The organism is Streptosporangium sandarakinum (assembly GCF_050942225.1).
Classification (GTDB): domain Bacteria; phylum Actinomycetota; class Actinomycetes; order Streptosporangiales; family Streptosporangiaceae; genus Streptosporangium; species Streptosporangium nondiastaticum.
This window is the reverse complement of sequence record NZ_CP192034.1, coordinates 3,346,818-3,372,744: the sequence shown is the minus strand read 5'-3', so window position 1 is coordinate 3,372,744 and position 25,927 is coordinate 3,346,818. Positions and strand designations below refer to the sequence as shown.

The 25,927-nt window shown below is 73.3% G+C and carries 21 protein-coding genes; 8 read left to right on the top strand and 13 right to left on the bottom strand.

Features of this window, described 5'->3' with window-relative positions; genetic code table 11:
- Positions 1 to 15 precede the first annotated feature (15 nt).
- The gene (locus ACQP10_RS15405) at positions 16 to 1,776 is read right to left on the bottom strand and encodes an ABC transporter substrate-binding protein (protein WP_346023335.1); all 1,761 of its coding nucleotides are present in this window, start codon (positions 1,774 to 1,776) and stop codon (positions 16 to 18) included.
- 472 nt (positions 1,777 to 2,248) lie between these two features.
- Here ACQP10_RS15405 and ACQP10_RS15400 point away from each other — a divergent pair, with 472 nt between their 5' ends.
- The 6 genes from ACQP10_RS15400 (at position 2,249) to ACQP10_RS15375 (ending at position 12,680) form a co-directional block, all read left to right on the top strand.
- Positions 2,249 to 3,271 (top strand): LacI family DNA-binding transcriptional regulator, encoded by a 1,023-nt coding sequence (locus tag ACQP10_RS15400; protein ID WP_433541595.1) that lies wholly within the window; start codon positions 2,249 to 2,251, stop codon positions 3,269 to 3,271.
- A 29-nt stretch (positions 3,272 to 3,300) separates the two neighbouring features.
- Entirely contained in the window at positions 3,301 to 3,999 is a 699-nt protein-coding gene (locus ACQP10_RS15395; protein WP_433541594.1) for a HEAT repeat domain-containing protein, read from the top strand.
- 6 nt (positions 4,000 to 4,005) lie between these two features.
- The gene (locus tag ACQP10_RS15390; RefSeq protein WP_433541593.1) at positions 4,006 to 5,010 is read left to right on the top strand and encodes a HEAT repeat domain-containing protein; all 1,005 of its coding nucleotides are present in this window, start codon (positions 4,006 to 4,008) and stop codon (positions 5,008 to 5,010) included.
- Between the two features lie 179 nt (positions 5,011 to 5,189).
- Positions 5,190 to 7,322, top strand: coding sequence for an SF1B family DNA helicase RecD2 (gene recD2, locus ACQP10_RS15385; protein ID WP_433541592.1), 2,133 nt, complete (start codon positions 5,190 to 5,192; stop codon positions 7,320 to 7,322).
- Between the two features lie 302 nt (positions 7,323 to 7,624).
- Positions 7,625 to 11,494 carry a methionine synthase gene (metH, locus tag ACQP10_RS15380; RefSeq protein ID WP_433541591.1) on the top strand — a complete coding sequence of 1,290 codons (3,870 nt, stop codon included), beginning with the start codon at positions 7,625 to 7,627 and terminating at the stop codon, positions 11,492 to 11,494.
- 142 nt (positions 11,495 to 11,636) lie between these two features.
- Complete coding sequence (locus ACQP10_RS15375; protein ID WP_433541590.1) at positions 11,637 to 12,680, top strand: sporulation protein; 1,044 nt, start codon at positions 11,637 to 11,639, stop codon at positions 12,678 to 12,680.
- Positions 12,681 to 12,948: 268 nt separating this feature from the next.
- Here ACQP10_RS15375 and ACQP10_RS15370 read toward each other — a convergent pair whose 3' ends face one another.
- From ACQP10_RS15370 to ACQP10_RS15340, 7 genes are all read right to left on the bottom strand, one after another.
- Positions 12,949 to 13,455 (bottom strand): flavin reductase family protein, encoded by a 507-nt coding sequence (locus ACQP10_RS15370; RefSeq protein ID WP_346023329.1) that lies wholly within the window; start codon positions 13,453 to 13,455, stop codon positions 12,949 to 12,951.
- The gene (locus ACQP10_RS15365; RefSeq protein WP_433541589.1) at positions 13,452 to 14,000 is read right to left on the bottom strand and encodes an NADPH-dependent FMN reductase; all 549 of its coding nucleotides are present in this window, start codon (positions 13,998 to 14,000) and stop codon (positions 13,452 to 13,454) included. The genes ACQP10_RS15370 and ACQP10_RS15365 overlap by 4 nt, the downstream gene beginning before the upstream one ends.
- The gene (locus ACQP10_RS15360; RefSeq protein ID WP_346023327.1) at positions 13,997 to 15,382 is read right to left on the bottom strand and encodes an LLM class flavin-dependent oxidoreductase; all 1,386 of its coding nucleotides are present in this window, start codon (positions 15,380 to 15,382) and stop codon (positions 13,997 to 13,999) included. Before ACQP10_RS15360 ends, ACQP10_RS15365 begins: the two co-directional genes overlap by 4 nt.
- Positions 15,382 to 16,395, bottom strand: coding sequence for an ABC transporter permease (locus ACQP10_RS15355; protein WP_433541588.1), 1,014 nt, complete (start codon positions 16,393 to 16,395; stop codon positions 15,382 to 15,384). Before ACQP10_RS15355 ends, ACQP10_RS15360 begins: the two co-directional genes overlap by 1 nt.
- A complete protein-coding gene (locus ACQP10_RS15350) occupies positions 16,388 to 17,173 on the bottom strand; it encodes an ABC transporter ATP-binding protein (protein WP_346023436.1) in 786 nt (261 codons plus the stop codon). The genes ACQP10_RS15355 and ACQP10_RS15350 overlap by 8 nt, the downstream gene beginning before the upstream one ends.
- A gap of 188 nt (positions 17,174 to 17,361) precedes the next feature.
- Positions 17,362 to 18,387, bottom strand: coding sequence for an ABC transporter substrate-binding protein (locus ACQP10_RS15345; RefSeq protein WP_346023325.1), 1,026 nt, complete (start codon positions 18,385 to 18,387; stop codon positions 17,362 to 17,364).
- Between the two features lie 412 nt (positions 18,388 to 18,799).
- Positions 18,800 to 20,146, bottom strand: coding sequence for a lanthionine synthetase LanC family protein (locus tag ACQP10_RS15340; protein WP_346023324.1), 1,347 nt, complete (start codon positions 20,144 to 20,146; stop codon positions 18,800 to 18,802).
- A gap of 67 nt (positions 20,147 to 20,213) precedes the next feature.
- Here ACQP10_RS15340 and ACQP10_RS15335 point away from each other — a divergent pair, with 67 nt between their 5' ends.
- Positions 20,214 to 21,224: a sulfotransferase family protein gene (locus ACQP10_RS15335; protein ID WP_346023323.1), complete on the top strand. Its 1,011-nt coding sequence runs from the start codon at positions 20,214 to 20,216 to the stop codon at positions 21,222 to 21,224.
- Between the two features lie 233 nt (positions 21,225 to 21,457).
- On the opposite strand, the gene ACQP10_RS15330 is transcribed toward ACQP10_RS15335, so the two are convergent.
- Positions 21,458 to 22,369: a hypothetical protein gene (locus ACQP10_RS15330; RefSeq protein WP_346023322.1), complete on the bottom strand. Its 912-nt coding sequence runs from the start codon at positions 22,367 to 22,369 to the stop codon at positions 21,458 to 21,460.
- A 205-nt stretch (positions 22,370 to 22,574) separates the two neighbouring features.
- Here ACQP10_RS15330 and ACQP10_RS15325 point away from each other — a divergent pair, with 205 nt between their 5' ends.
- The gene (locus ACQP10_RS15325) at positions 22,575 to 22,703 is read left to right on the top strand and encodes a hypothetical protein (protein ID WP_399500384.1); all 129 of its coding nucleotides are present in this window, start codon (positions 22,575 to 22,577) and stop codon (positions 22,701 to 22,703) included.
- A 10-nt stretch (positions 22,704 to 22,713) separates the two neighbouring features.
- On the opposite strand, the gene ACQP10_RS15320 is transcribed toward ACQP10_RS15325, so the two are convergent.
- The 4 genes from ACQP10_RS15320 to ACQP10_RS15305 all read right to left on the bottom strand — a co-directional run bounded on the left by ACQP10_RS15320 (position 22,714) and on the right by ACQP10_RS15305 (position 25,911).
- The gene (locus ACQP10_RS15320; RefSeq protein ID WP_389995425.1) at positions 22,714 to 23,529 is read right to left on the bottom strand and encodes an NAD-dependent epimerase/dehydratase family protein; all 816 of its coding nucleotides are present in this window, start codon (positions 23,527 to 23,529) and stop codon (positions 22,714 to 22,716) included.
- Between the two features lie 84 nt (positions 23,530 to 23,613).
- Complete coding sequence (locus ACQP10_RS15315; protein ID WP_433541587.1) at positions 23,614 to 24,069, bottom strand: YchJ family protein; 456 nt, start codon at positions 24,067 to 24,069, stop codon at positions 23,614 to 23,616.
- A 143-nt stretch (positions 24,070 to 24,212) separates the two neighbouring features.
- Positions 24,213 to 25,544, bottom strand: a complete 1,332-nt coding sequence (locus ACQP10_RS15310; protein ID WP_346023318.1) for a hypothetical protein — start codon at positions 25,542 to 25,544, stop codon at positions 24,213 to 24,215.
- Between the two features lie 7 nt (positions 25,545 to 25,551).
- Positions 25,552 to 25,911: a hypothetical protein gene (locus ACQP10_RS15305; protein ID WP_346023317.1), complete on the bottom strand. Its 360-nt coding sequence runs from the start codon at positions 25,909 to 25,911 to the stop codon at positions 25,552 to 25,554.
- Positions 25,912 to 25,927: the final 16 nt, after the last annotated feature.

Sequence of the window (25,927 nt, the reverse complement as noted above, 5' to 3'; positions counted from 1 at the left end):
GGCGGTACCGAACGGTCAGGAGGCGGGCTGGAGCTGGGTGAGCATCTCGAAGCCGCCCAGTTCCATCCAGTTGCGCCACATGGCCGGCGCGTACTTGGGAGCGTTCGGGGCCGAGGAGGGCCAGTTCTTCCAGACGCTGGTGCTCGACTGGGCCCACAGGCCGTTGTACCAGAGCGGGATGACCGGCAGCTCCTCCAGCTGGAACTTCTGGAGTTCGGCGATCTTCGCCTTCATGCCGGCGACGTCGTCGGTCTTGACCTGGTCGAGCTCCTGCACCAGCTTCCAGGCCCTCTCGTTCTCGTAGCGGCCGAAGTTGACGGTGGTCTGCAGCTTGCGGACCGGAAGCTGGAAGACGTACTCGTAGTACGTCCACGGGGTGTTGGACAGCTGGCGCTCGTTGTTGAGCACCAGGTCGAAGTCGCCCTTGTTGCGCTTCTCCACCAGGGCGTTGAAGTCGGGGAAGTCGGGGGTGACGTCGATGCCGGCGGCCTTGGCGCCGGAGGCGATGACGCGGGCGGCCTCCATCCAGTCGGTCCAGCCTGACGGCACGATGAGGGTCAGCTTGATCTTCGAGCCGTCCTTGTTCTCCACCAGCCCGTCGCCGTCGCGGTCCTTGTAGCCGGCGTCGGCGAGGAGCTTCTTGGCCTTGCCGGTGTCGAAGGAGAACCCGGCGGAGGACACCGCGGCCTGGTCGACGAACTGGTCCCACTGCGGCAGCAGGCCGGTGGGGCCGGCGGCCTTGACGAGGTTGCCGTAGACGCCCTCGACGATCTTCTTGGTGTCGACCGAGGAGGCGAGGGCCTTGCGGAAGGCCGGGTCGCCCATCGGCTTCCTGGTGGTGTTGGGGACCAGCCAGGCGGTGTTGGCCGAGAGCATGTACGGCGGCTCGTTGTAGAAGGAGGTGATGCCGAAACCGCCCTTGACGAGGTTGGCCACGCCCGGCAGGAAGTTGTTGCTGAGGTCCAGGCCCTTCTGCAGCAGCATGCCCATCGCGACCTCGTTGCTGGGCGTGGCGATGTCGACGATGTACCTGGGCTTGGGCTCCATGTTCAGGGCCGTCTTGCCCCACCAGTCGTCGCGGCGCTGCCAGACGACGCGGTCCTGGCTGTGGCTCTTGTAGGTGTAGGCGCCGGTGCCGACGGGGTTCTCGTTGACCCCGTTGAGCACGTCCTCCTCCGACCTGCCGTTCCAGACGTGCTCGGGAACGATGGCGCGGCCGTAGAGGTTGAAGTCCCACTCCTGGTAGTTGGCCTTGGAGAAGGTGAAGCGCGCGGTCCGGTCGTCCACCGCCTCGACGCTCTTCAGCCAGTCCCACATGTTGTGGAACGGGATGGTCTCCATCTTGCCGAGCTCGTAGGAGTAGACCACGTCCTTGGCGGTCAGCGGCTTGCCGTCCGACCAGTTCACCCCGGAGCGGAGCTTGACCTCGTAGGTCTTGTCGCCGGTCCAGGAGCCGCTCTCGGCCAGCCAGGGGACGAGCTTGGCGGCGTTGGGGTCGTAGTGGAACAGCGTCTCGTAGACCAGGCCCTTGGTGCCGGTGGCGTAGTCCCACTCGCGGATCGGGTTGAAGTTGGCCGGCGGCCCCCACTGGGAGCCGGTGGTGTAGAGCGTCTCCTTGCGGGGCAGCGCGCCGCCGTCTCCGCCACCGGGGGCCGCGGCGGGCGCGCTCGCCGCACCGGAGCCCTGGGCGGGAGGCGTGGTCCCGCCGCCGGAGCACGCGGCGACGGCCAGGCCCGTCGCCAGGAGCGGGAGGATGATCCGCACCCGGTTTCGCATCTGTCTCTCCTTCCCCCGCCGCCCGGCGGAGGTCTGAACGTCGTTCCAGGCCCCCGATGGATCGGCCCGCGGGAGCATGGCTCCCGCGGGCCTTGTGGGAGCGCTCCCAGTGCGCCGCGAAAGCACGCTCCCCGTCTTCGAGCCGGTGGATGGTGTCGCAACCCGCGCCACACCCTCTGACGCGACGGCACGGGGCCGGACCGCTCCGGGATGCGACTGAACCGGATAAGTACCGAGAACGTAAATTCCGCGTGCACGGCGTGTCAATAGCCGTGACTCCTTCGAGACGTCCCGCCGCGCCGCCCGGCCCGCGCCCCGACGGAGCCCACCCGCGCCGAACAGCGGGGACATCGCAGGATCCGCCGCCCGCCCGCGCGTCCGGATCACGGGTGCTCCGGCTGTGGGCGTGCGCGGTCAGGTAGTAGGGTGCGCGTGGACATCGAGAACCGAACCGATTCAGTCAGGGGGCGTCGTGAAGCGGCCGACGATCGCCGACATCGCCCGCCGGGCGGGCGTCTCCAAGGTGGCGGTCTCCTACGCGCTGAACGACCGCCCCGGGGTGTCGGAGGCCAAACGGGCGGTGATCAAGGCGATCGCCCAGGAGATCGGCTGGCGGCCCAACAGCGCCGCGCGGGCGCTGAACGGCGCGCGGGCGCGCAGCGTGGGACTGGCCGTGTGCCGCCCGGCGCGCGTCCTCGGCATGGAACCGTTCTTCATGGAGCTGATCAGCGGGATCGAGAGCGAGCTGTCGGCCCGCTCCTACGGGCTGATGCTGCAGATGGTGACCGACCACGAGCAGGAGATGGAGACCTACCGCCGCTGGTGGGGCGAGGGCCGCGTCGACGGCGCCATCCTGGTCGACCTGCACTTCGCCGACCCGCGCGTCACCGAACTGGAGACGCTCGGCATGCCCGCCGTGGCGCTCGGCCACCCCTCGGAGGCGGGCTCGCTGGTCCCCGTCTGGTCCGACGACGACGCCCCCGTCCAGGAGACCGTCCGCTATCTCGCCGCGCTCGGCCACCGCCGCGTCGCCCGCGTCGCCGGGCTGCCCCGGCTGGTCCACACCGTCCTGCGCGACCGGGCGTTCACCGCCGTCTGCGCGGAGCTGGGCCTGGACGACCAGGTCGTCGTGCACACCGACTACACCGGCGAGGAGGGCGCCCGCGCCACCCGCCGCCTGCTCAGCTCCCGCGACCGGCCCACCGCGGTCATCTACGACAACGACATCATGGCCGTCGCCGGCCTGTCCGTCGCCCAGGAGATGCGCCTGGACGTGCCCGCCGACCTGTCGATCGTGGCCTGGGACGACTCTCCCCTGTCCCAGGTCGTACGGCCGGCGCTGACCGCGCTGACCCGCGACATCCCGGCCTACGGCGCCCACGCCGCGCGCACCCTGCTGTCGCTGATCGCCGGCGAGCGCGTCCCGGGGGTCGAGGACGAGGCGGCCCGGCTCGTCCCCCGGGCCAGCACCGCCCCTCCCCCGCCCACGGCGTGATCCCCGCTTGACCTTGACACGGTGACAAGGTGTTCGGTGTTGGCGAGGAGGTGGTCCCGATGGCCATGGCGAAACAGGACGCGGACACGATCCGGGCTTTGCGGGGGCTGGAGGACGGCGACTCGTCGGTGCGGCTGCGGGCGGCGCTGGCGGTCGGCACGGCCCCTGATCCGCGGTTCGTCGACGGGCTCGTCGAACGATGCGCGATCGAGCCCGAATTCCATGTGCGCGACACGCTGACGTGGGCGCTCACCCGCCACCCGGCGTCGATGACGGTTCCGAGGCTCATCGGCGAACTCCGCTCGGAGCGCGCGCAGGCACGAAGCCAGGCGTTGCACACGCTGTCCAAGATCGGGGATCGGCGGGCGTGGCCGGCGATCACACGGGCGCTGCTGACCGACGCCGACGACGAGGTGGCGCGGAGCGCCTGGCGGGCAGCGGTCGTGCTCATGCCCGAAGGCGAGGAGACCGGGCTGGCCGCGGTGCTGGTGACACAGTTCGGACGCGGCGGGCGCGAGACGCGGCTGAGCCTCAGCCGGGCGCTGGTCGCGCTCGGAGAGGTGATCATGCCGGCCCTGCGCGCCGCCATGACGGATCCCGACCCCCGCGTGCGCGCTCACGCGATCGCCACGGAACGGCTGTCGCGCGACCCTGACGCCGGGTTCGAGTTCGCCGTCGAGGAGGCGAAGCGCGTCGTGGCCCTGGGCGGCACCGGCAAGGAGGAGTGACGGGCAGTGCTGATCGGTGATGTGGCACGGCGGTCCGGGGTCAGTGCCCGCATGCTCAGGCATTACGACTCGCTCGGCCTGGTGCGGCCGACGGGTCGTACCGGGGCCGGCTATCGGGAGTACTCCGATGAGGACATCCGGCGGATCTTCCATATCGAGAGCCTGCGGTCGTTGGGGCTGTCGCTGCGCGAGGTCGGGCGCGCGCTCGACGATCCCGGCTTCACGCCCTCGGAGCTCGTCGACGACCTCATCCGCCAGACGCGGGAACGCATCGCGGCCGAGACGGACCTGCTCACCCGGCTCCGCCGGATCGGCGCCGCGGAACCCGCGGGCTGGGAGGACGTCCTCCACATCGTCGCACTCCTCCAGGATCTGGGGGCGAAGAGCGCCGGCAAGCGCCAGCGCGCGGCCCTGTCCTCGGCCGGAGAGGTTCCGGTGCCCGTGGAAGCGCTGGTCGAGGCGGTGCTGAGTGAGACGGACCCGAACGTCGCCGGGGCCCTCCGGTGGGCTCTGGCGCGATCGGGCGACGACGGACTGGCGCCGCTGGCGGAGGGCCTCGGCTCACCGGCGGCCGAGGTGCGCGAACGTGCCGTCCGGTCCATCGCCGAGATTCCGGGCGGGAAGGCGACCGCGCTGCTGCGGGAGACCCTCACGAACCCCGACATCGTGGTCCGCAGGTACGCGGCCCTGGCGCTCGGGGCACGCGGGGTGGCCGACGCGGTCCCGACGCTCATCGACATGGTCGTCGAGGGGACGAACGACGCCGACGCGGCCGACGCGCTGAGCGCGCTGGCGAGTCGTCCCGCGTCGGCGGACCGGATCGCCACCATGCTCGTCGATCGCCTCGCCCACGGCGCCGTCGCATCGTCCGCGCGTCCACGGCTGACGCAGGCGCTCGCGGACATCCCGGGGACCAAGGCCTCACAGGCCCTCGCGGATCTGTCACATGACGAGGACCGTGTCGTCGCGCTCACCGCGGCGTACGTTCTCGGAATACGCGACGCGCGATGACGGATCTCTCCCGGGGCGCTGTGCGCCCCGGACGGACCCGGTCCCCGGAGCGGCGCCGGCGTGGCCCCTTCACCCGCACGCCGTACCCGGTGCGAGCCGTACCCGGTACGGGCCCCGGCGTGGGTCCTCCGCCCGCGTCGGCGGCGGCCTGTCGGTCCCGTTGCCTACAGTGATGTCCCATGGAGGCATCCGTCGAGCAGCTGGTGTACGTCCGCGAGGACGAGTACACCGTCGCCCGGATGAGCGCCGACGACGGCCCGGGTTTCGTCGCCTCGGGCCGCGCCCTGGCCGGGGTGCAGCCCGGGGAGACGCTCCGGCTCGCCGGGCGGTGGGACGAGCACCCCCGGCACGGCAGGCGCTTCGTGGTCGACGGCTGCGAGCGGATCGTGCCGTCCACCGTCCGGGCCATCCGCCTCTACCTCGGCTCGGGCCTGATCCGCGGCATCGGTCCGAGGCTGGCCCACGCCATCGTCGACCACTTCGGCGAGGAGACGCTGAAGATCATCGACGCCGAGCCCGAGCGGCTCCGCGAGGTCATCAACATCGGCCCGACCCGGCAGGGCCAGATCACCGAGGCGTGGCGCGAGCAGAAGGCGATCGCCGCGCTCATGGTCGTCCTGCAGGGCTTCGGGATCAGCCCGCTGCTGGCCGCCAAGGTCTACCAGGCGTTCGGCTCCGACTCCGCCGCCATCCTGTCCGCCGACCCCTACCAGCTCATCGGCCAGGTCAGGGGCGTCGCATTCGCCACCGCGGACAAGATCGCCCTGCAGTCGGGGGTGCCGGAGTGCAGCCCGCAGCGGGTCAGGGCGGCGATCCTCGACCGGCTGGAGGCGGCCGCGGCCGGCGGCGGGCACTGCTACCTGTCGCTGACCGCCCTGGTCACCCAGACGATGGAGCTGGTCGGCCAGGACGAGGAGGTCATCCGGCGGATGGTCGACGCCCTGGTGGCCGACCGCCGGGTGGTGGTCGAGGCGGCCCTCGACGGCACCGGCCGGACCGTCGCCTACCTCGCCTACCTCCACGACCGCGAGCTGCGGCTGACCACCCACCTGACGCGGCTCTGGCAGGCGCCCTCGGAGCTCCCCCTGCGCGCCTTCCACGAGGACCCCGCGCTGCACGAGGACCAGCGGATCGCGGTGAACATGGCGCTGACCAGCACCGTGTCGATCATCACCGGCGGCCCCGGCTGCGGCAAGAGCCACACCGTCAGGACCATCGCCCGGGTGGTGCGGGCCGCGGGCGGCTCGGTGACCCTCACCGCGCCGACCGGCAAGGCCGCCAAGCGGCTGTCGGAGCTGGTCGGCATGCCCGCGATGACCGTGCACCGGATGCTGGCCCACCGGCCCGACGAGGAGGAGGGCACGCTGTTCCAGGAGACGCCCGCGCGGGCCGACCTGATCGTGGTCGACGAGGCGTCCATGCTGGACCTGCACCTGGCCACCCGCCTGACCGCGGCCATCCCCTCGGGCAGCCACCTGCTGCTGGTCGGCGACAGCGACCAGCTCCCCAGCATCGGCCCCGGCAGCGTGCTGGCCGACCTGCTGCGCGTCGAGGAGATCCCCCGGGTCCGGCTGACGCACGTCTTCCGCCAGGCCGAGGGCAGCGGGATCATCGAGGCCGCCCACCGGATCCGGGCCGGCGAGATCCCGGCGGTCCCCGGCGGCGGGGGCTTCTGGTTCGAGGAGCTCGACGACCCCGAGCGGGTCGCCGAGCGGGTGGTCCACCTGGCGACGGTGGCGATCCCCCGCAAGCAGAAGGTGGACCCGGGCGAGGTGCAGGTGCTGTGCCCGATGCGCAGGGGTCCCACCGGCACCGTCGAGCTGGGCCGGATGATCCAGGAGCGGCTCAACCCCGCCCGCGACGGCGCGGCCGAGCACTGGGCGGGCTCCACGGTCTTCCGCGTCGGCGACCGCGTCATGCCGATCCGCAACAACTACGACAAGGGCGTCTTCAACGGTGAGACCGGCACGGTCACCACGGTCGTCCCGGAGAGCCGGGTCGTCGAGATCCGCACCGACGACGGCCAGGTCGTCGAGTACGGCTTCGACGAGCTCGACGAGCTGACCCACGCCTACGCCGTCAGCGTGCACCGCTCGCAGGGCAGCGAGTACCCGTTCGTGGTGGCGCCGATCGTCGCCGAGGCCGGCGGCGTCATGCTGCGCCGCCGGCTGCTCTACACCCTGGTCACCCGGGCGAAGGCGTGGGTGGTCCTGGTCGGCCGGCGCGAGGCCCTGGAGACGGCGGTCCACCGGCTCGGCGGGCGCCGCAACACCGGCCTCGCCCGCCGCCTCGCCCTGACGCTCCAGGGCTGAACACCCCGGCGCGTCCCGCGCGGGTTCCGGACCGCACGGATTCCGGCTCGTACGGGTTCCGGGCCGCGCGGATTCCGGGCCGCGCGAGGCCCGGAGCGGCCCGTGCCCGCCGTACGGCATCGCCGGTTTTCCGGTGCCGTGCTCACCTCGTCCCGAAGGCCGGAACGAGTTGGCCCGGACGGGGGCGGCCGGGTTAACCTTGATCCGGAAAGGCCGAGAGGCGCTGCAACGGGCCCAAGACCCGCCACGCTCGGTCCCCTACCTGTTCGACAAGGGCGCCTCCGACAACGGAGGTGAGCCGAATGAACACGTCTTCCGCCCGCGCGACCACCCGCGACACCGCCCCCGCGCCCGGCGGCGCGCCACAGGAGACCGCGACCCGGGCCGCCGGCCGGACCCGCGCGCTGCGGGAGCTGCTGGACCGGCGGATCGCGGTGCTCGACGGGGCGTGGGGCACGATGCTGCAGGGCGCCGGGCTCACCCCGGCCGACTACCGCGGCGAGATCCTGGGCGACCACCCGCTCGACGTGACCGGCGACCCCGACCTGCTGAACCTCACCCGCCCCGACCTCATCCTCGACGTCCACCGCCGCTACCTCGCCGCGGGCGCGGACATCACCACGACCAACACCTTCACCGCGACGAGCATCGGCCAGGCCGACTACGGCCTGCAGTCACTGGTGCGGGAGATGAACCTGCGGGGCGCCCAGCTCGCCCGCCAGGCCGCCGACGAGGCCGGCGGCCGGTTCGTGGCCGGCTCGGTCGGCCCGCTGAACGTCACGCTCTCTCTGTCGCCACGCGTGGAGGACCCCGCCTACCGGGCGGTCACGTTCGACGAGGTGTACGCCGCCTACGCCGAGCAGATCGGCGCGCTGGCCGAGGGCGGCGTCGACCTGCTGCTGATCGAGACGATCTTCGACACGCTCAACGCCAAGGCGGCGGTCGCCGCGGCCCGCGACGTCGCCCCGCACCTGCCGCTGTGGATCTCGGTGACGATCGTTGACCTGAGCGGGCGCACGCTGTCGGGCCAGACCGTGGAGGCGTTCTGGACCTCGGTCGCGCACGCCTCCCCCCTGGTCGTGGGGGTGAACTGCTCGCTGGGCGCCGAGGAGATGCGCCCGCACGTCGCCGAACTGTCGCGCCTGGCCGGCACCTACGTGGCCTGCCACCCCAACGCGGGGCTGCCCAACGCCTTCGGCGGCTACGACCAGACGCCCGAAGAGACCGCCGGGCTGCTCGGCGAGTTCGCCGCGGCCGGGACGGTGAACGTCGTGGGCGGCTGCTGCGGGACCACGCCCGGCCACATCGAGCGGATCGCCGGCGCGGTGTCCGGACTCGAACCGCGCCGGGTCCCGGCGCCGCCCGAGCGGACCCGCCTCAGCGGGCTGGAGCCGTTCGAGATCGGCGTGGACACCGGTTTCGTGATGATCGGCGAGCGCACCAACGTCACCGGCTCGGCCCGGTTCCGTCGCCTCATCGAGGCGGGCGACCATCAGGCCGCCGTGGACGTCGCGCTGGAGCAGGTGCGCGGCGGCGCCAACCTCCTCGACGTCAACATGGACGCCGACCTGCTCGACAGCGAGCGGGCCATGACGACGTTCCTGAACCTGATCGCGACCGAGCCGGAGGTCGCCCGCGTCCCGATCATGATCGACAGCTCGCGGTGGAGCGTGCTGGAGGCCGGGCTCAGGTGCGTGCAGGGCAAGGGCATGGTCAACTCGATCAGCCTCAAGGAGGGCGAGGAGCCGTTCCTGGCGCAGGCGCGGCACATCCGCGACCACGGCGCCGGCGTGGTCGTCATGGCCTTCGACGAGCGGGGGCAGGCCGACACCGTCGAGCGCAAGGTGGAGATCTGCGGCCGCGCCTACGACCTGCTCACCCAGAAGGCGGGCTTCCCCGCCGAGGACATCGTGTTCGACCCGAACGTGCTGGCGGTCGCCACCGGCATCTCGGAGCACAACGGCTACGCCAAGGCGTTCATCGAGGCGCTGCCGCTCATCAAGGAGCGCTGCCCCGGGGTGCGGACCAGCGGCGGCATCTCCAACCTGTCGTTCTCCTTCCGCGGCAACGACGTCGTGCGGGAGGCGATGCACTCGGCGTTCCTCTTCCACGCCGTGCGCGCCGGGCTGGACATGGGCATCGTCAACGCCGGCCAGCTCGCCGTCTACCAGGACATCCCCGCCGAACTGCTGGAACTCGTCGAGGACGTCATCTTCGACCGGCGTCCCGACGCCACCGACCGGCTCGTCGCGTTCGCCGAGACGGTCAGCGGGAGCGGCACCCGCCGTACGGTGGACCTGTCCTGGCGCGACGCACCGGTGGAGAAGCGCCTGGCGCACGCGCTCGTGCACGGCGTGGCCGACTTCGTCGAGGAGGACACCGAGGAGGCGCGGCGGCAGGCGGCGCGGCCCCTCGATGTGATCGAGGGCCCGCTCATGGACGGCATGAAGATCGTGGGCGACCTGTTCGGCTCGGGGAAGATGTTCCTGCCGCAGGTGGTCAAGAGCGCGCGGGTGATGAAGCGCTCGGTCGCCTACCTGGAACCGTTCATGGAGGCGGAGAAGGAGCGGGCGCGGCTCGCGGCGGCCGGAGCGGATGACGCGAACGGCGCGGGCGGCGCGGACGGGACCGCGGCGCACGGTTCGGACGGCGGCGCAGCCGGCACGGCGGGTGACGCGGACGGCGCCGTGACCGGCGGCGCGGCGGACCTCGCGGCCGACACGAACCGCACGGACAACGCGAACGGCACGAGCGGCGGCACCGGGCGGGGCGGCGGCAAGGTGGTGCTCGCGACCGTCAAGGGCGACGTGCACGACATCGGCAAGAACATCGTGGGCGTCGTCCTGGGCTGCAACAACTACGAGGTCGTCGACCTCGGCGTGATGGTGCCCGCCTCGCGCATCCTCGACACCGCGGTCGCCGAGGGCGCCGACGCCGTCGGCCTGTCGGGGCTGATCACCCCGTCGCTGGACGAGATGGTCTCGGTCGCCGCCGAGATGGAGCGCCGCGGGATGAGGCTGCCGCTGCTGATCGGCGGCGCCACGACCTCGCGCCAGCACACCGCGGTCCGCATCGCCCCCGCCTACGGCGGCCCGGTGGTCCACGTGCTCGACGCCTCCCGGGTCGTCGGCGTGGTCTCCGACCTGCTGGACCCGGGCCGCGCCGAGGAACTGGACACGGCCAACCGCGCCGAGCAGGAGCGGCTGCGCGAGCAGCACGCCTCCCGGGAACGCAGCCCGATGCTGACGCTGGCGCGGGCCCGCGTCAATCCCGAGCGGGTCTCCTTCGACGACCTGCCCGTGCCCGCCTTCACCGGTGTCCGCGTCGTCGAGCCCGGTCTGACCGAGCTCCGCGAGATGATCGACTGGCAGTTCTTCTTCCTGGCCTGGGAGCTGAAGGGCAAGTATCCGGCGATCCTCGACCAGCCGGTGGCCCGTGAGCTGTTCGACGAGGCCAACGTGCTGCTCGACGAGATCGTCGCCGCGGGCACGCTGCGGGCGCGGGGCGTCTACGGCTTCTGGCCGGCCCGCTCCGAGGGCGACGACCTCGTGGTGGACGCCGGTGACGCCGCGGGCGGCGCCGTACGGCTGCCGATGCTGCGCCAGCAGACGGCCAAGCCCGAGGGGCGGCCCAACCGGTGCCTCGCCGACTACGTGGCCCCGGCCGGCGACCACCTCGGCGGCTTCGCGGTGACCGTGCACGGCGCCGAGGAGCTCGCCGCCGGGTTCGAGGCCGACAACGACGACTACCGGTCGATCATGGTCAAGGCCCTCGCCGACCGGCTAGCCGAGGCGTTCGCCGAGTGGATCCACCTGCGGGCGCGGCGCGAGTGGTACGAGCCGGACGCCGACCCGTCGCTCACCGACCTGCACGCCGAGCGCTTCCGGGGCATCCGCCCCGCGTTCGGCTATCCGGCGAGCCCTGACCACAGCCAGAAGCGCGATCTGTTCGACCTGCTGGGCGCCCGGCGGATCGGCATGGACCTGACGGAGTCCTTCGCGATGACCCCGGCCGCCAGCGTCAGCGGGCTGATGTTCGCCCACCCGGGGTCGCGGTACTTCACCGTCGGGAGGCTCGGCCGGGACCAGATCGAGGACTACGCGCTGCGGCGCGGCCTGCCGGTCGCCGAGATCGAACGCTGGCTGCGCCCCAACCTCGCCTACGGCGCCTGACCTCCCGGCCCTCCTCCGCCGCCGCCCGGGCGGCGCCGCCGTCCTCCCCCGGAATCCCGGGGCGGACGGCGGGAACCGTGCTCCCCGGTTGATCGTTCCAGCGGGTGGTTCACCATTCAGGACGTCACAGGGAGAGGAAGCCGTGATCTTCAAACGCATGTTGGGGGCCCTGGGGGTCGGGGGTCCGTCGGTGGACACGGTCCTGGCCACTCCGCGCGTACGGCCGGGCGGGCCGCTGCGCGGCGAGGTGCGGATCAAGGGCGGTGACTTCGACACCGACATCCAGTACGTCGCCCTGGGGCTGGTCACCCGGGTGGAGTCGGAGTACGGCGAGGGCGAGCACGTCGGCATGATGGAGTTCCTGCGCGCCGAGGTCTCCGGGTCGTTCCGGCTGCGCGCCGGCGAGGACCGCGTCATCCCCTTCGAGCTTCCCGTCCCGTGGGAGGCGCCGGTCACCGAGATCCACGGTCAGCGCCTGCACGGCATGGCGATGGGCGTGCGCACCGAGCTGGCGGTCGCCGGCGCGGTGGACAAGGGCGACATGGACCCGGTCGAGATCGAGCCGCTGCCCTCCCAGGAGGCGGTCCTGCGCGCCTTCGCCCAGCTCGGCTTCCAGTTCAAGAGCGCCGACCTGGAGCAGGGCCACATCTACGGCGCCGACCAGCGGCTACCGTTCTACCAGGAGATCGAGTTCTACCCGCCGCCCGCCTACTCGGGCCTGGTCAACGAGGTGGAGCTCACCTTCGTCTCCGGCCCCGGCGGCATGGACGTCGTCCTGGAGGCCGACCGGCGCGGCGGCTTCCACGGCTCGGGCGGCGACTCCTTCGGCCGCTGGCGCGTCGGCCACGACGAGGCCCTGCACCGCGACTGGGCCGCCGACATCAACGGCTGGCTGGCCGCCCTGTCCCAGCACGGTCACGGCGGTGCCCACGGACATGCCGGGCACGGGTACGGCGGGCACCACGACCCGTACGCCCACGGCGCGCACCACGACCCATACGCCCACGGCGGGCACCACGGCCACCAGGGTCATCACGGCGGGCCCGGCTTCGGGGCCGTCGCCGCCGCGGGCGCGGCCGGGCTGGTCGGCGGTTTCGTGGCGGCCGAGATCGTCGACGAGATCGGCGACACCTTCGAGGGCGACGACGACAGCGACTTCGGCGGCGGCGACTGGGGCGACGACTGACCCGAGCCCCGGCCCCGGACACCCGGGGCCGGGATCGGGCTCCGGGCCGGGGAAGCAGGACCGGGGCCGGGACCGGTGGAAGCGGCCCCGGCCCCGGATGACGGCCGGGGCCGGGGCTCGGATCCACCGAGACGGCCCGGCCCCGGCCCGGGGTGACGGCCACGGGACGCGGCCCGCCCCAGTCCGGCGGGCGGCGTCCCGGCCGTCCGGTGACGGCGCCGCCGGAGACCTTCGGGGGGAGACCTCCCCTCCGGGGCGCCGTACCGGGTCAGGGGTGGGCGACGAACCGCCCGAACCGGCCCCGGTGGTACAGCAGCGGCAGGCCCCGGTCGCGCACGCTCACCTCGGCGACCAGGCCGACGACGAGGATGTGGTCGCCCACGTCGACCGTCTGGTGTGGCAGGCAGACCAGGTGGGCGGAGACGTCCTGCAGCAGCGGCGCCCCGAGCGGCCCGGGACGCCATCGGGTGGGTTCGGCGAAGCGGTCGACGCCCTTGCTGGCGAACCGGGCCGCCAGGCCCGCCTGGTCACTGGTGAGGATGTTGACCGCGAAGTGGTCCGCGGCCCGCAGCCGGGGCCAGGTGGTCGAGTCCCGGTCCACGCAGAAGGAGACCAGCGGCGGCTCCAGGCTGACCGAGGAGAACGAGGTCGCGGTCAGCCCGGCCGGGACGCCCTCGCTCTGCGCGGTGATCACGACGACGCCCGCGGCGTGTACGGCGAGGGCCTGCCGGAACGTGTCGTGGTCCACGGACCGGTTCCACAGGGTCTCCGTCATGTCCCCGCTCCCTCCCTGAGCCGGATTCCCGTCCTTTCCCCGAGCGCCGCCGCCACCTGGGGGGCGACCCGGGCGGTCCAGCGCGCGAGGACCTCCCCGAGGTCCGGCAGCTCCGGCTCCAGGAGCGCCAGCCCCGGGGTGGGGACGTGCGCGCCGAGTTCGACCAGGAGGGGCCGCAGGTGCACCTCGACGGCGAGGGCGTGCCGGGGGTCGCCCATGACCAGCACCGGCAGCGCCGCGACCCCGGTCAGCGCGGCCGGGGGCAGCCGGTCGAGGAACGCCTTGAGCAGGCCGGTGTAGGTCCCCTTGTAGGTGGGGCTGGCCACCACGAGCACGTCCGCGCCCGTGACGAGCTCCAGCGCCACCTCCACGCCCGCGGACGGGCCGGGCGCGAGCAGCTGCGGCCCGAGCGCCGACAGGTCCACGACCTCGTGGGAGCCGTCGTGCCCGATCCGCTCCCCGATCGCCTCGGCGGCCGCGACCGCGGCGATCCGCGTCCTGGACCCTCCGCGGGGGTTGCCGACCAGCGTCACGACGGAGGTCACGAGGCCACCACCGCGTCCGCCGGGCCCACCGTACCCACCGGGTCCGCCGAGTCGAGCCGCCCACCGGCCGGGGGCCGCGCGCGGCGGGAGGCCGGCCGGGGCAGGTCGTAGTTGTCGCGCAGCGTGCGGCCCTCGTACTCCCGCCGGAACAGGCCCCTGATCTGCAGTTCCGGCACGACGTGGTCGACGAAGTCCTCCAGGCCGCCCGGCAGGACCGGCGGCATGACGTTGAAGCCGTCGGCGGCGCCGTTCTCGAACCAGAGCTGGATCTCGTCGGCGATCCGCTCGGGGGTCCCGGCCAGGACCCGGTGCCCCCGCCCGCCCGCGAGGCGGCCGAGGAGCTGCCGCACGGTCAGGTCCTCCCGGCGGGCGAGGTCGATGACGAGCCTGCGGCGGCTCTGCGCCCCCTCCGTCTCGGCGGAGACGTCCGGCAGGGGACGGTCCAGCGCGTCCTCGGTCAGCTCGATGCCCACCAGGTGGGACAGCTGGGCCAGGCCGTACGCGGGGATGATGAGGTCCTGCAGCTCCTGCTCCAGCCGGCGCGCCTCCCGCTCGGTGGAGCCGATGACCGGGGAGATGCCGGGGAGGACCAGCAGGTCGCCCGGGTGCCTGCCGTACCGGGCGAGGCGGCCCTTGATGTCGGTGTAGAACGCCTGGGCGTCGGCGAGCGTCTGCTGGGCGGTGAAGACCGCCTCGGCGTACCGGGCCGCGAAGTCCTTGCCGTCCTCGGAGGAGCCGGCCTGCACCAGCAGCGGGTGGCCCTGCGGCGGGCGGGAGGTGTTGAGCGGGCCGCGGACCCGGAAGTGGGGGCCGTCGTGGTCGAGCGGGTGGATCCGGCCGGCGTCGGCGTAGAGGCCCCCGAGGCGGTCGCCGACGACGGCGTCGTCCTCCCAGCCGTCCCACAGCCCGGTGACGACGTCGAGGAACTCGGCGGCCCGGGCGTAGCGGTCGGCGTGGGCGGGGCGTTCGATCCCGAAGTTGCGCGCCTCGGCCTCGCCCGCGGAGGTGACGATGTTCCAGCCGGCCCTTCCGCCGCTGATGTGGTCCAGCGAGGCGAACTTGCGGGCCACGTGGAACGGTTCGTTGTAGGTGGTGGACACCGTCGCGATCAGGCCGACGTGGTCGGTGACCGCGGCCAGCGCCGCCAGCAGCGTCAGCGGCTCCAGGCCGCCCAGCGCGTTGTACCGGACGTCGCCCTGCAGGGCGAGGCTGTCGGCGAGGAAGACCGAGTCGAGCCGGCCCCGCTCGGCGATCCTGGCGAGCTGCTGGTAGTGCCGGACGTCGGTGAGGCGGGCGGGTTCGGTGCGCGGGTGACGCCAGGCCGCCTCGTGGTGGCCGACACCCATGAGGAAGGCGTTGAGGTGGAGCGTCCGGGTGGGCATCAGGTGGTCCTCCAGGTGGAAAATCGCCGCTCCACGGCGAGCAGGAGCAGGTTGAACAGCAGGCCGAGGGCGGAGATGGTGATGATCCCGGCGTACATGTCGGGGATGCGGAAGCTGAACTGGGCGTCCTGGACGAGGTAGCCGAGGCCGGCCTTGGCCCCGACCATCTCGGCGAACAGCAGGACGAGGATCGAGGAGGCGCCCGCCAGCCGGATGCCGGTGAAGATGGTGGGGACGGCCGCCGGGAGGATGACCTTCCGGAAGAGGCTGAGCGGGCCGAGCCCCAGGGATCGGGCCGACTTGACCAGCAGCGGCTCCACGGTCCTGACCCCGCTGACGGTGTTGAGCAGGACGGGCCAGGAGCAGGCGTAGAACACGAAGACGATCTTCGATGGCTCCCCCAGGCCGAGGATCAGGATGAACACCGGCAGCAGGGCCACCGCCGAGGTGTTGCGGAAGATCTCCAGGACCGGGCTGAGGAAGTCGGCGACCGGCCGGTACCAGCCGATGGCCAGCCCGAGCGGTACGGCCAGCACGACGGCCAGGCCGAACCCGGTGAGGGAGCGGACCAGCGACGCCTGGAAGTGCTCCAGCAGCTGCCCGCCGAGCAGCAGGTCGTACCAGGCGCGCAGCACCTCCGACAGCGGCGGCACGAAGACCGGGTCCACCGCCCCGGTGCGGGGCAGCACCTCCCAGGTCGCGGCGAGCAGCACCACGGCCGGCGCCCGCCGCGCGAGTGGGCCGAGCCGGACGCGGCGGCCGAGCCGGGCCAGGCCGGCGAGCCGGGCGGGCCGCGAGGTCTCCGGGCTCTCCGGGGCCTCCCGGGTCTCCCGGGTCTCCCGGATCTTCGGGCTCTTCGGGCTCTTCGGGCTTTCCGGCGCGGCGGGCGACACCGGCGCCGGGGCCGTGATCTGGGTCTGGGTCTGGGTCTGGGTCTGGGTGGCGGGCGATGCCGGGGCCGGGGCGTCGCCCCGGGCGGCTCCGGTCGCGGGTGCGGCCAGGATGTCAGTCAACGGTCCGCTCCTGTTCCCTGCCGGCGGCGACCTCGTTGCGCAGCAGGCTCCAGATGTGGTGGCGGTACTCGCCGAACACCGGGTCGGCGCGCAGGTCGCCCTCGCGCGAGTCGAACCGGACGTCGACGATCTCCTTGATCCGGCCGGGTCGGGAGGTCATGACCGCGACCCGCTGCCCCAGGTAGACGGCCTCGTCGATGCCGTGGGTGATGAACACGACCGTCTTGTGCGTCTTCTCCCACACCCGCAGCAGCTCCTCCTGCAGCGACTCCCGGGTCTGGGCGTCCAGGGCGGCGAACGGCTCGTCCATCAGCAGCACGTCGGGGTCGAAGGCGAGGCTGCGGGCGATCGCGACGCGCTGGCGCATGCCGCCCGACAGCTCGTGCGGGTAGCGGTGCTCGAACCCGGCCAGCCCGACCAGGTCCAGGTAGTGCCGGGCCCGCTCGCGCCGTTCCCGCCTCGGAACGGCCTTGGCCTCCAGCCCGAACTCGATGTTGGCCAGGGCCGTACGCCACGGGAGCAGCGCGTACTGCTGGAAGACGATGCCCCGGTCGAGGCCGGGACCGTCGACGGCGCGGCCGTCGATGAGGATCTCGCCGTCGGTCGGTGCGGTGAGCCCGGCGATCAGGTCGAGCAGGGTGGACTTGCCGCAGCCGCTCGGGCCGACGAGGGTGAGGAACTCCCCCTCGCGGACGTCCAGGTCCACCCCGGTGACCGCGGTGAACGGGCGGTCCGAGCCGCGGGTGCGGAAGACCTTGCCGACGTTCCGAATCCCGATCTTCGCCTGCGAGGGGGCGGCCGGTGTCCGGACTGAGGAGGGAGCGAGCGTGGCGAGTGGGTGACGAGGGAAGGCACCGGCTCGGAAGCCCCCGAGCCGCGACGCGTGGCGTCGCAGTGAGCCGAGCCGCGCGGCGGCGCCGTTCACGAGGGTCTCTCCCGCGGTGTCCCCGCCGGTGGCGTGCGCGCTCACGAGGTCCTCCCGTTCGCGAAGGGGTTGAACTCGTTGGTGTAGACGTCGGACGCCCTGACCTGGCCGGGCCTGATCTCGCCCTCGCGCCCCAGCCAGTCGATCCAGGTCTGGAAGTCCCTGTCGGAGATCGTCCCGCCCTGGGTGGCCACGCCGCTGCTCTTCCAGAAGCCGACCGTCGAGGGGTCCTCGTTACGGCCCCGCCGGGCGATGATCTCCCGGTACTTGGCGATCACCTCCTGGCGGGAGTGGGTGCGCGTCCACTCGACGGCCCTGGCGAACGCCTCCACGAACTTCCGGGTGGTGTCGGGGTTCTGCCGGATGAACCGCTCGGTCAGCACGACGCTGCCCGCGGTGAAGGAGCCGAACAGGTCGATGTCCTTGAACAGGGGGCGGATGCCGCCGCGTTCCAGGGCCTTCTCCCGCAGGATGCCGGACAGCGCGGCCACGTCGATCTGACCCTGGCGCAGCGCCTGCTCGGTGTTGACCGGCGGCACGACGACCAGCTCGACCTTGCCGATCTCCTGCGGGGTCAGGCCGCCGCGCTTGAGGTACTCCTTGAGCACGGCCTCCAGGTGGGCGCCCAGGGTGTTGACCCCGATCTTCTTCCCGATCAGGTCGCGGGGGCCCTTGATCGGCGAGTCGCCGGTGACGTAGTAGCCGACGTAGCTGTCGGTGTCGCTGCCGTAGTAGCCGACCACGGCCTTGATCGGGGCCTTGGCCGCCTTGAGCTTGACGATCGCGCCGTTGAACGCGCCGCCGAAGTCGGTCTGCCCGGTGGCCGCGGCCTGGATGTCCTGCGGGCCGGAGATGGTGTTGCCGATCCACTTCAGCCTGATCGGCCCGAGGTAGCCGAGCGCCTCGGCCAGTTCGGGGAAGGTGACGGCGCCGACGCTGCCCTGGTAGCGCAGCTCGGTCACCTCCGGCGCGCCGGGCTGGGAGGAGCCGGAAGCGGAGGCGGAGCCGCAGCCGGCGAGGGCGGCGACGAGAAGGAGGGACAGAAGGGCGTGTCTGGTTCTGATCACGGGGGTGGTTCCTCGTGGAGGGGCGCGCTCGCGCGGCGCCGTGCCGCGGGCGGGGCGCGCCGGGGGAAGACGATGAGGGGGAGGACGCGTGGGCGTCGTCGGCCACGCGGGGACGCGAGGGTTCGGATGCGGCGGCAGGCCGGGCGTGCGCCCTCGTGGAGTGCGGTTGGACGCCGGTGATCCGCGATCAACGACACTGCGCGCTGGCGACGTGGCAGAAGTCCACGTGCGAGCGACGCGTCAGGTGAAGCCCCAGGCTCATGTCCTCGAACCTACGATCCCCCGCCGGATAAGTCAACTTTTCCTACTAGGATTGCATGAAATTAGGCGGGCCCTGTCCGGAGCGACGCGCCCGCCGGGAGCCCCACGACCACTGCGGCCGTTCCCGGACCGGAGACGTGACGGCCGCCCTTCAGCCGCCGTGGCCGCCGTCGCGACGCAGCACCGCGGGCGGCGCGGGGATGGCCGGGAACGGGTTGTCGGGCAGCAGGATGAGCCGCCGGGTCCCGCCCTGCAGCGCGGCGTCCAGGTGCAGCAGCGCGGCGCCGATGCCCGCCGCGCCCACCATGTAGCCGGTGTCGGCCGACACCTCGCCCGGCCGCAGCCGCCGGTACGCCTGGTACCAGCGCAGGCCCAGCCCGTCGTGGCCGTCCGCGCGGCCGATCAGGTCGTCGGCGAGCTCGCGGGCGAACTCCAGGTACGGCTCCCGCCCGGTCTCGGACCACAGCCCGACGAACAGCTCCAGCAGGCCGGCGGTGCCGCAGCACTGGCAGGCCGAGTTCCAGAACCCGGCCGTGCGCCGGTACGGCACGCCGCTGTGCATGACGCCGCGCGCCAGCCGCTCCACCCACATCAGGTCGGACGCCTCGCCCGTCACCCGGTACAGCTCGTGGAACATCCTCGCCACGCCGGCCGAGCCGGAGCAGAACCCGAGGTAGTGCAGGCCGCGGCCCTCCGGCAGGTGGTGCGGGACGACGGCGCACTCGCCGCTGACGACGCTGACCGCGCGGACGAAGTCCGCCCCCCGCCGCGCCGCCTCCAGGAACCGCACGTCGCCGGTGACGCCGTACAGCCGGGCGAGCAGGAAGGCGGTGCCGGCCGTACCGGACAGGAAGCCCGGGGTGACCGCGTCGGCGGGCAGGCCGGGGCAGTCGCCGAAGAGATGGCCGGGCACCGGCTGCCCGGCGATGCGCTCGCCCGCCTCGACGGCCAGCTCCTCCAGGGCGGGCGCCCCGAGGACGGCGGCGGCGTGCAGCAGGCCCAGCACCACCCCGCCGTCGCCTCGCTGGGCGGGCTCGCGCGACCAGCCGACGCCGCCGCGCACGGGACGCGCGGCGCGGACGATCCGGCCGGCGGCGGCCAGGGCCGCCTCCCCGAACTCCTCGTCGCCGAGCACCCAGCCGGCCTGCGTCAGCGCGAACACCGTGCCGGCCAGGCCGTGGTAGAGGGAGACGTCCCGCTGCTCCGGCCAGGTGGCGGCGAGGTGGCGGGCCCCGGCACGGGCGTCCTCCAGGTACGCCTCGTGGCCGGTGGCGGCGGCGAGCTCCAGGAAGAACAGCACGATGCCGGCCGCCCCGGCGTAGAGCGAGCCGGGCTCCGGGGAGAGCGCCGACCTGCCGCGGGCGTCGGGGTTGGCCCGCCAGTGCCGCCCCCGTTCGTCGTCGACGGCCGCCGAACGGATCCAGCGGCCGGCCATGATGGCGGCGGTCAGGGGCGTCTCGGCGCGGGCGCTCGATGAGCGCGTCGGATCCAGGCCCATGTTTAAACTATCCCACAAAATTGGTAGGGAAGACCGGTATTCGTCACGGCGTACCGAGAGGACGACGATGCCCCTGCCCGACTTCCTGATCGCCGGCGCTCCCAAGGCGGGGACCACCGCCCTGCACGCCGCGCTTCAGCGCCATCCGGAGCTCTACCTGTCCCCTGTCAAGGAGCCGAAGTTCTTCCTCACCGACGGTCCGCCGCCGACGCGCGGCGGGCCCGGCGACGTCCAGACCTACCGCGAGCACGTCTGGCGGCGGGAGGACTACGAGGCGCTGTTCGCCGCCGCCCCGCCGGGGACCCTCAGCGGCGAGGCCACCCCCTTCTATCTCTACGACCGCGCCGCGCACCGGCGCATCCACGACGCCGTACCGCACGTCCGGTTCGTCGTCGTGCTGCGCGACCCGGTCGAGCGGGCGCACTCCAACTGGACCCACCTGTGGTCGGCGGGCCTGGAGCCGATCGGCGACGTGGTCCGCGCGTGCGCCGAGGAGGACCGGCGGGTCACGGCCGGCTGGGCCCACTTCTGGCACTACGTGCGGCTCGGCCGGTACGGCGAGCAGCTCGCGCACCTGCTCACGCTGTTCCCCCGCGAGCAGGTGCTGGCCTTCCGCTACCGGGACCTGGTGGACCGGCCCGCGGTGACGCTGGACCGCATCTGCGCCTTCCTCGGCGTACGGCAGGGCCTGCTCGCCGAGGTGCCCCGGGAGAACGTGACCGCCCATCCCGACGCGGGCCGCAGGCACGCCCTGCTGTCGGCCGCCGCGCGGGCCGGGGCACTGGCCGGGCGCTTCCTGCCCGGCAGGCTGGGCACGGCGCTGGCCGAGCCGATCGAGGGCCTGCTCCAGCGGCGGGGCGACCCGCGGCGCCCGCTCACCTGGGAGCAGCGGCAGCGGCTCATCCCGTACTTCGCCGACGACGTCGAGCTGCTCCAGCGGGTCACCGGTGAGGACTTCGGCGACTGGCTCAGGCCCCGGGACCGCTCCGGCGGCCTGGTCGGCGGGCGCCCTCCCGGCCAGCGCCAGGCCAGGAACGGCCGCGTCCCCCCGGGGGATCCCCGGAGGGTGCCCGGCTGACCCGGGGACCGGCCCGCGCCGGGGCCCCCGAACGGTCGGAACGGGTCCCGACCGGCCGCGGCGGAACCCCGGTGCGGACCCGGGCCCCGAACGGACGCGGCGGGCCGGCCACTCCCTCGGCCGGCCCGCCCGTCCCGTGCGCAGGGGCGCGACCCGACGCGCCCCGGCGCGGCTCATGCGCTCAGCGCGGTCCCGTGCGCCCGGCGCGGCTCCGTGAACGCGGTCCCGTGCGCTCAGCGCAGCTCCGTGCGCAGCTCGTGCGCGCCGTCGGCGCGGGTGTACTCGTAGTACAGCCGCGTGCCGCCCCCGGGCAGGTCGACGATGTCGAGATAGCGCAGGCCACCGCCCCGGTACGGCGAGACCGCGGCCGGGCGGTCGCCCACGGCGGCCAGCGCGGCCGGGTCCCACCCCTCCGCGACGCCGGTCCGCTCCTCGTAGTTCTCGGCCGCGCTCGCCCGGCCGTCGTAGAAGGCCAGCACCCGGCCGGCCGAGAAGCGGACCGCGGAGACCCGGACGCCCCGGCCGTCCCAGGTCCCCGGACGGCCGCTCAGCGCCGTGCCCTGCCAGGTCCATTCGAGGCCGTCGGCGCTGGTCGCGTACCCGGTGACCATCCGGTCGGCCTCCTCGGGGTCCTCCAGCGGGTGGCAGGAGGCCCACAGGTGCCACATCCCGTCCCGCCACAGGATCACCGGGTCCTTGACCCCGGTCTTGGGGTCGCCGGGCAGGACGGTCGTGCGCCGACGGGGGCCGAAGCCCGCCGGGTCGTCGGCCTCCAGCACCTCCACCCGCCAGTGCTTGGTGCCGTACGTGGCGCAGCTCAGATACAGCCGCCAGCGCCCCTCGGGGGTGCGCACCAGGGCCGGCCGCTCCAGGGACTCGGTGTCCATCTCCTCCTGGGTGATCGCCAGGATGTTCTCGAAGCGCTCGCCGTCGGCGGAGCGCGCCACGACGACCGCGTAGCCGCGCCCCTCCCCCACCGGCCTGCGCAGCCGGTAGGCCAGGTGGATCAGGCCACCGCCCGCCACCGCGCTGGGCGCGCCGGCCCAGTGCCCCTCCCGCGGGAGCGGCGGCGCGACCGCGACGGCCGAACGTCCGGGGTCGGGCAGCAGCCCCGCGAAGCGGGAGGCGTTCTCTTCGATCGACATGGGCACGACGTTAGGCCGCGGCCGGGAAGCAGTCATGGATGTCCACCCTCTCTTGGGGGACGCCATGCTATTCCATGGATTTCCTATTGACTTACTGGGAAATGCGGGTCAGGGTCGGAGCACGCCCACCGGCGAAAGCACGAGCGGGGCCGGGGGCTCCCCGCCCGTGCCGATGCGGCCCCCGGGCCGCGGAAAGGCGACCCTCGTGAGCGAGCAGGAACCGCCGACCGGCGGTGAGAGCCGTACCGCCCTCCCCGAGGACCGGGCCGCCACGATCCTCGGCCTCGGCCTCGGCCTCGTCCTGCTGTTCGGCGGCTTCACCGTGACCGGGTGACCGGCCGCCCTCAGGACCCTTCGGCCGGCCGCCGGCCGAAGGCGTGGCGGAGGGTGTACTCGGCGGTGGCGAAGTCGCCGCCCTGGAGCGGATCGGAGGCGAAGTGCTCCGCCACCCCGGGGATCCGGTCGGCGTACGCCTCGGCGTCGTCGAGAGGGTGGTAGCCGAGCCCGTCGTCGAGCTCCCAGAACCGGCGGGTGTTGGCCGACACCGCGTACGCGGCGGTGAAGGTGACGCCGGGCCGGGTCAGCGCGGCCCAGACGAACCCGGCGCAGTCGCGCGGGCTCAGCCAGGTGGCGAGGTGCCGCGGCTCGCTCGGCTCGGGTTCGAGGCTGCCGATGCGCAGGCACACCACCTGCAGGCCGAACTTGTCGGCGTACAGCCGGCCCAGCGCCTCCACCGCGACCTTGCTGACGCCGTACAGCCCGTCGGGGCGGGGCGGCGCCGACGCCGATACCTGCTGCGCGGCCGGGTAGCAGCCGGTCAGCCGGTTGCTGCTCGCCAGCACCACGCGCCCGACCCCCGTACGGCGCGCCGCCTCCAGCACGTGGTGGGTGCCCAGGACGTTGCCGTCCAGAAGATCGGCGAGCGGCGCCTCGTCCGGCACCCCGGCCAGGTGCACGACCGCGTCCGCGCCCTCGATGACCGAGGCCGCGTCCTCGATGCCGTCCAGGTGGGCCCGGCGGACCTCCTCATCCGGCCCCTGGGCGGTCAGCGGCTCGCGGTCGACCGAGACCAGGCGGCGCAGCCGGCGCCGCAGCGGCTCGCGCAACACGGACCCGACCCGTCCGGCGGCGCCGGTGAGCACGACTCTCTCCACTGTCATGGACCGGGAGTATGCCAGCGGCCACCGACATCTCCGATCATCAGGGTGCCGTGCGGTCGTCCCGTCGCGCCGCGATCCCAGGCCCTAAAGCCGCGGATCGCCCGCCGGGCGCGCGGGCGAGTCCGGGATCGCCCCGACGTACGCCCAGGCGCCCGCCTCGCGGACGAACCGGCTGTGCTCGTCGAGCCGCCCCTCGGCGCCGCGCTCGACGTAGTGGGCGCGGAAGCGCACGGTGCCCTCGGTGTGGAACGCGCTGCCGCCGGTCGTCTCCAGGACCTCCAGGCCGGTCCACCGCAGCGAGCGGTCGAGGTCGAGGCGCGGCGGCCGGGTCCGCGGATGCCAGGTCCGCAGGAGGTACCCCGCGTCGCCGACGCTGAAGGCGCTGTACCGCGAGCGCATGAGCGCCTCCGCGGTGGGCGCGGCGCCCTCCCCCCGGTGCAGCCGCCCGCAGCAGTCGCGGTAGGGCGCGGGCAGCCCGCACGGGCAGGGACCGGCGGATGCGGCGGACGGGCGCGGAGAGCGTGAGCTGCGTCGGGACACGTCCCCATTGTGCCCGCCGCCGCGACCGCGCCGGTTCCCGGCGGAGGGCGACGGGACGGGGCCGGCAGACCCGGTCGAGGGCACCGTGACCGGTCAGAGCGGGAGCCGGGCCTCACCGAAGACGTCCGCCCACGTCCTCACCGTCAGGGCAGGGTCCAGGTGACCCTTCGTTTCAAGGACCCGTGCGTGTCATAGGACCGAGCCCAGCCGAGGGTCTCGAACCGGCCGTTCTCCTGGTTGATCCACTTATCCTCGCGGTTGAAGTTGTAGCGGTCGTAGGCGTGAACGGTGATGTCCATGGTGGCCTGGTCACCGTCGATCCGGACGTCCGCGCTGCCCCAGATGGAGTGGCGGCCCAGCGCGAACTCCCAGTTCTTGGTCTCCGTCTGCTTGATCGCCGCCGGCTCGCCGGTCATCTGGAAGTCCCGCTGTCCGGTCTCCCGGTGGATGCGCTCGACGTTCTCCTGGGCACGGCGGATCTCCGCGTCCACGGCGTCGCGGATCAGCTTGTCGTCGCGGTACGCCTTGTCGTAGTCGATGCGGTAGTCGCTGCCGTCGCCCTCCAGGTAGTGCTTGAAGGTGGCGGCCGCCTCGTCGAACCCCGGCGTCGCCTCCTCGGCGAGTTGCAGCGCCCGCCACTTGTGCCAGGCCGCCTGGTCACCGAGCGAGGGTTCGGCGTCCGGGTCGTACGGCCAGGGATCGTCGTAGGGGATGCCCGGGTCCCGGGGCGGCCCGAGGTCGTACCGGCCGTTACGCGGGCCCTCCTCGGGACTGTCCAGGGGCGGGCGCGGGCGGCTCTCCGGCTGCCCCTCCACCAGCCAGGCCACGCCCGCGGACGAGGCGGCCAGGCCCTTGACCCCGTACACGCGACGCAGCGGCGAGACCGCCGGGCGGACCGGGAACGACGGGGGCTTGGCGTGCAGGATGCGGCGCAGGCGGGTCTCCACGGCACGGATCAGCCTGCCGCCGAAGTATCGTTCGAGCCTGCCGCGCAGCGTCGCCACGGCCTTCCTGGCGAACGTCCGCAGCATCATGACGAAGCCGCGCGCCTGGAGCGCGGCGAGCCCACCGGAGATGACGGCCATGGACGCCGCCCAGATCAGGGCGAGCAGGACGTAGGTCGCCAGGAATATCAGGACGGCCTTGACGATCTCGATGATCCGGGCGAACAGGTCACAGCCGTCCGCCAGGGCGTGCAGGGAGACGGCGAGGCTCTGCAGGTGGCCGGATCGCGCGTCGTCGGCGTGGTAGTCGGCCCAATGGCCGGTCAGCGCGTCGATGTGGTCGCCGGCGTTGTTCCGGGCCGCGTGGCCGACGGCCCCGTGCGCCGCCGGGATCGTCTGGCCGTCGAGGGCGACGGCGCACGCGCGCAGGGCCGCCCCGCAGGCGCGGATATGGTCTTCGTCCTCCGGCGGCCAGCGCACACCGAGCAGACCGAACGGGGCCTGCAGGTCCGGGGACAGGGTCAGTGCCATGTGCGCCTCAGACCGGTCGGACCGGCCGGCCGGCGCGGGGTACGCCGGGGCCCTGCACGGCGGAGTCGAGGCTCTGCACGGCGGCGGCGGAGTCGGCCTCCGTCAGGCGGAGATCGTCGGCCATGGCGCGGACGCCGTCGCCGGTCTGGTGGAGGTTGGAGTGCAACAGACGGCAGACGTCGTCGAGCAGGTCGCCGAGCCGGTCCATCGCCGCCCCGGTGGGGGTTCCGCCCCACGCCGTGTCCCCCGTGCCGCGCACGGTCGCCAGCAGGCCACCGGTGCGCCGCTCGAAGTCGGCCGCGGCATCCAGCAGGCCCTGACCGGCACCGACCAGCGACGACCGATCGAAGCGCAACACCTCGGTCATCCGGTGTCCCCTTCGT

Bases quoted from the DNA above. Each gene is read 5' to 3' on its own strand.
- metH (WP_433541591.1), top strand. From the start codon at position 7,625: ATGAACACGTCTTCCGCCCGCGCGACCACCCGCGACACCGCCCCCGCG.
- ACQP10_RS15370 (WP_346023329.1), bottom strand. From the start codon at position 13,455: ATGACGGAGACCCTGTGGAACCGGTCCGTGGACCACGACACGTTCCGG.
- ACQP10_RS15360 (WP_346023327.1), bottom strand. From the start codon at position 15,382: ATGCCCACCCGGACGCTCCACCTCAACGCCTTCCTCATGGGTGTCGGC.
- ACQP10_RS15330 (WP_346023322.1), bottom strand. From the start codon at position 22,369: ATGTCGATCGAAGAGAACGCCTCCCGCTTCGCGGGGCTGCTGCCCGAC.
- ACQP10_RS15320 (WP_389995425.1), bottom strand. From the start codon at position 23,529: ATGACAGTGGAGAGAGTCGTGCTCACCGGCGCCGCCGGACGGGTCGGG.
- ACQP10_RS15305 (WP_346023317.1), bottom strand. From the start codon at position 25,911: ATGACCGAGGTGTTGCGCTTCGATCGGTCGTCGCTGGTCGGTGCCGGT.
- ACQP10_RS15310 (WP_346023318.1), bottom strand. From the start codon at position 25,544: ATGGCACTGACCCTGTCCCCGGACCTGCAGGCCCCGTTCGGTCTGCTC.
- ACQP10_RS15340 (WP_346023324.1), bottom strand. From the start codon at position 20,146: ATGGGCCTGGATCCGACGCGCTCATCGAGCGCCCGCGCCGAGACGCCC.
- ACQP10_RS15405 (WP_346023335.1), bottom strand. From the start codon at position 1,776: ATGCGAAACCGGGTGCGGATCATCCTCCCGCTCCTGGCGACGGGCCTG.
- recD2 (WP_433541592.1), top strand. From the start codon at position 5,190: ATGGAGGCATCCGTCGAGCAGCTGGTGTACGTCCGCGAGGACGAGTAC.
- ACQP10_RS15335 (WP_346023323.1), top strand. From the start codon at position 20,214: ATGCCCCTGCCCGACTTCCTGATCGCCGGCGCTCCCAAGGCGGGGACC.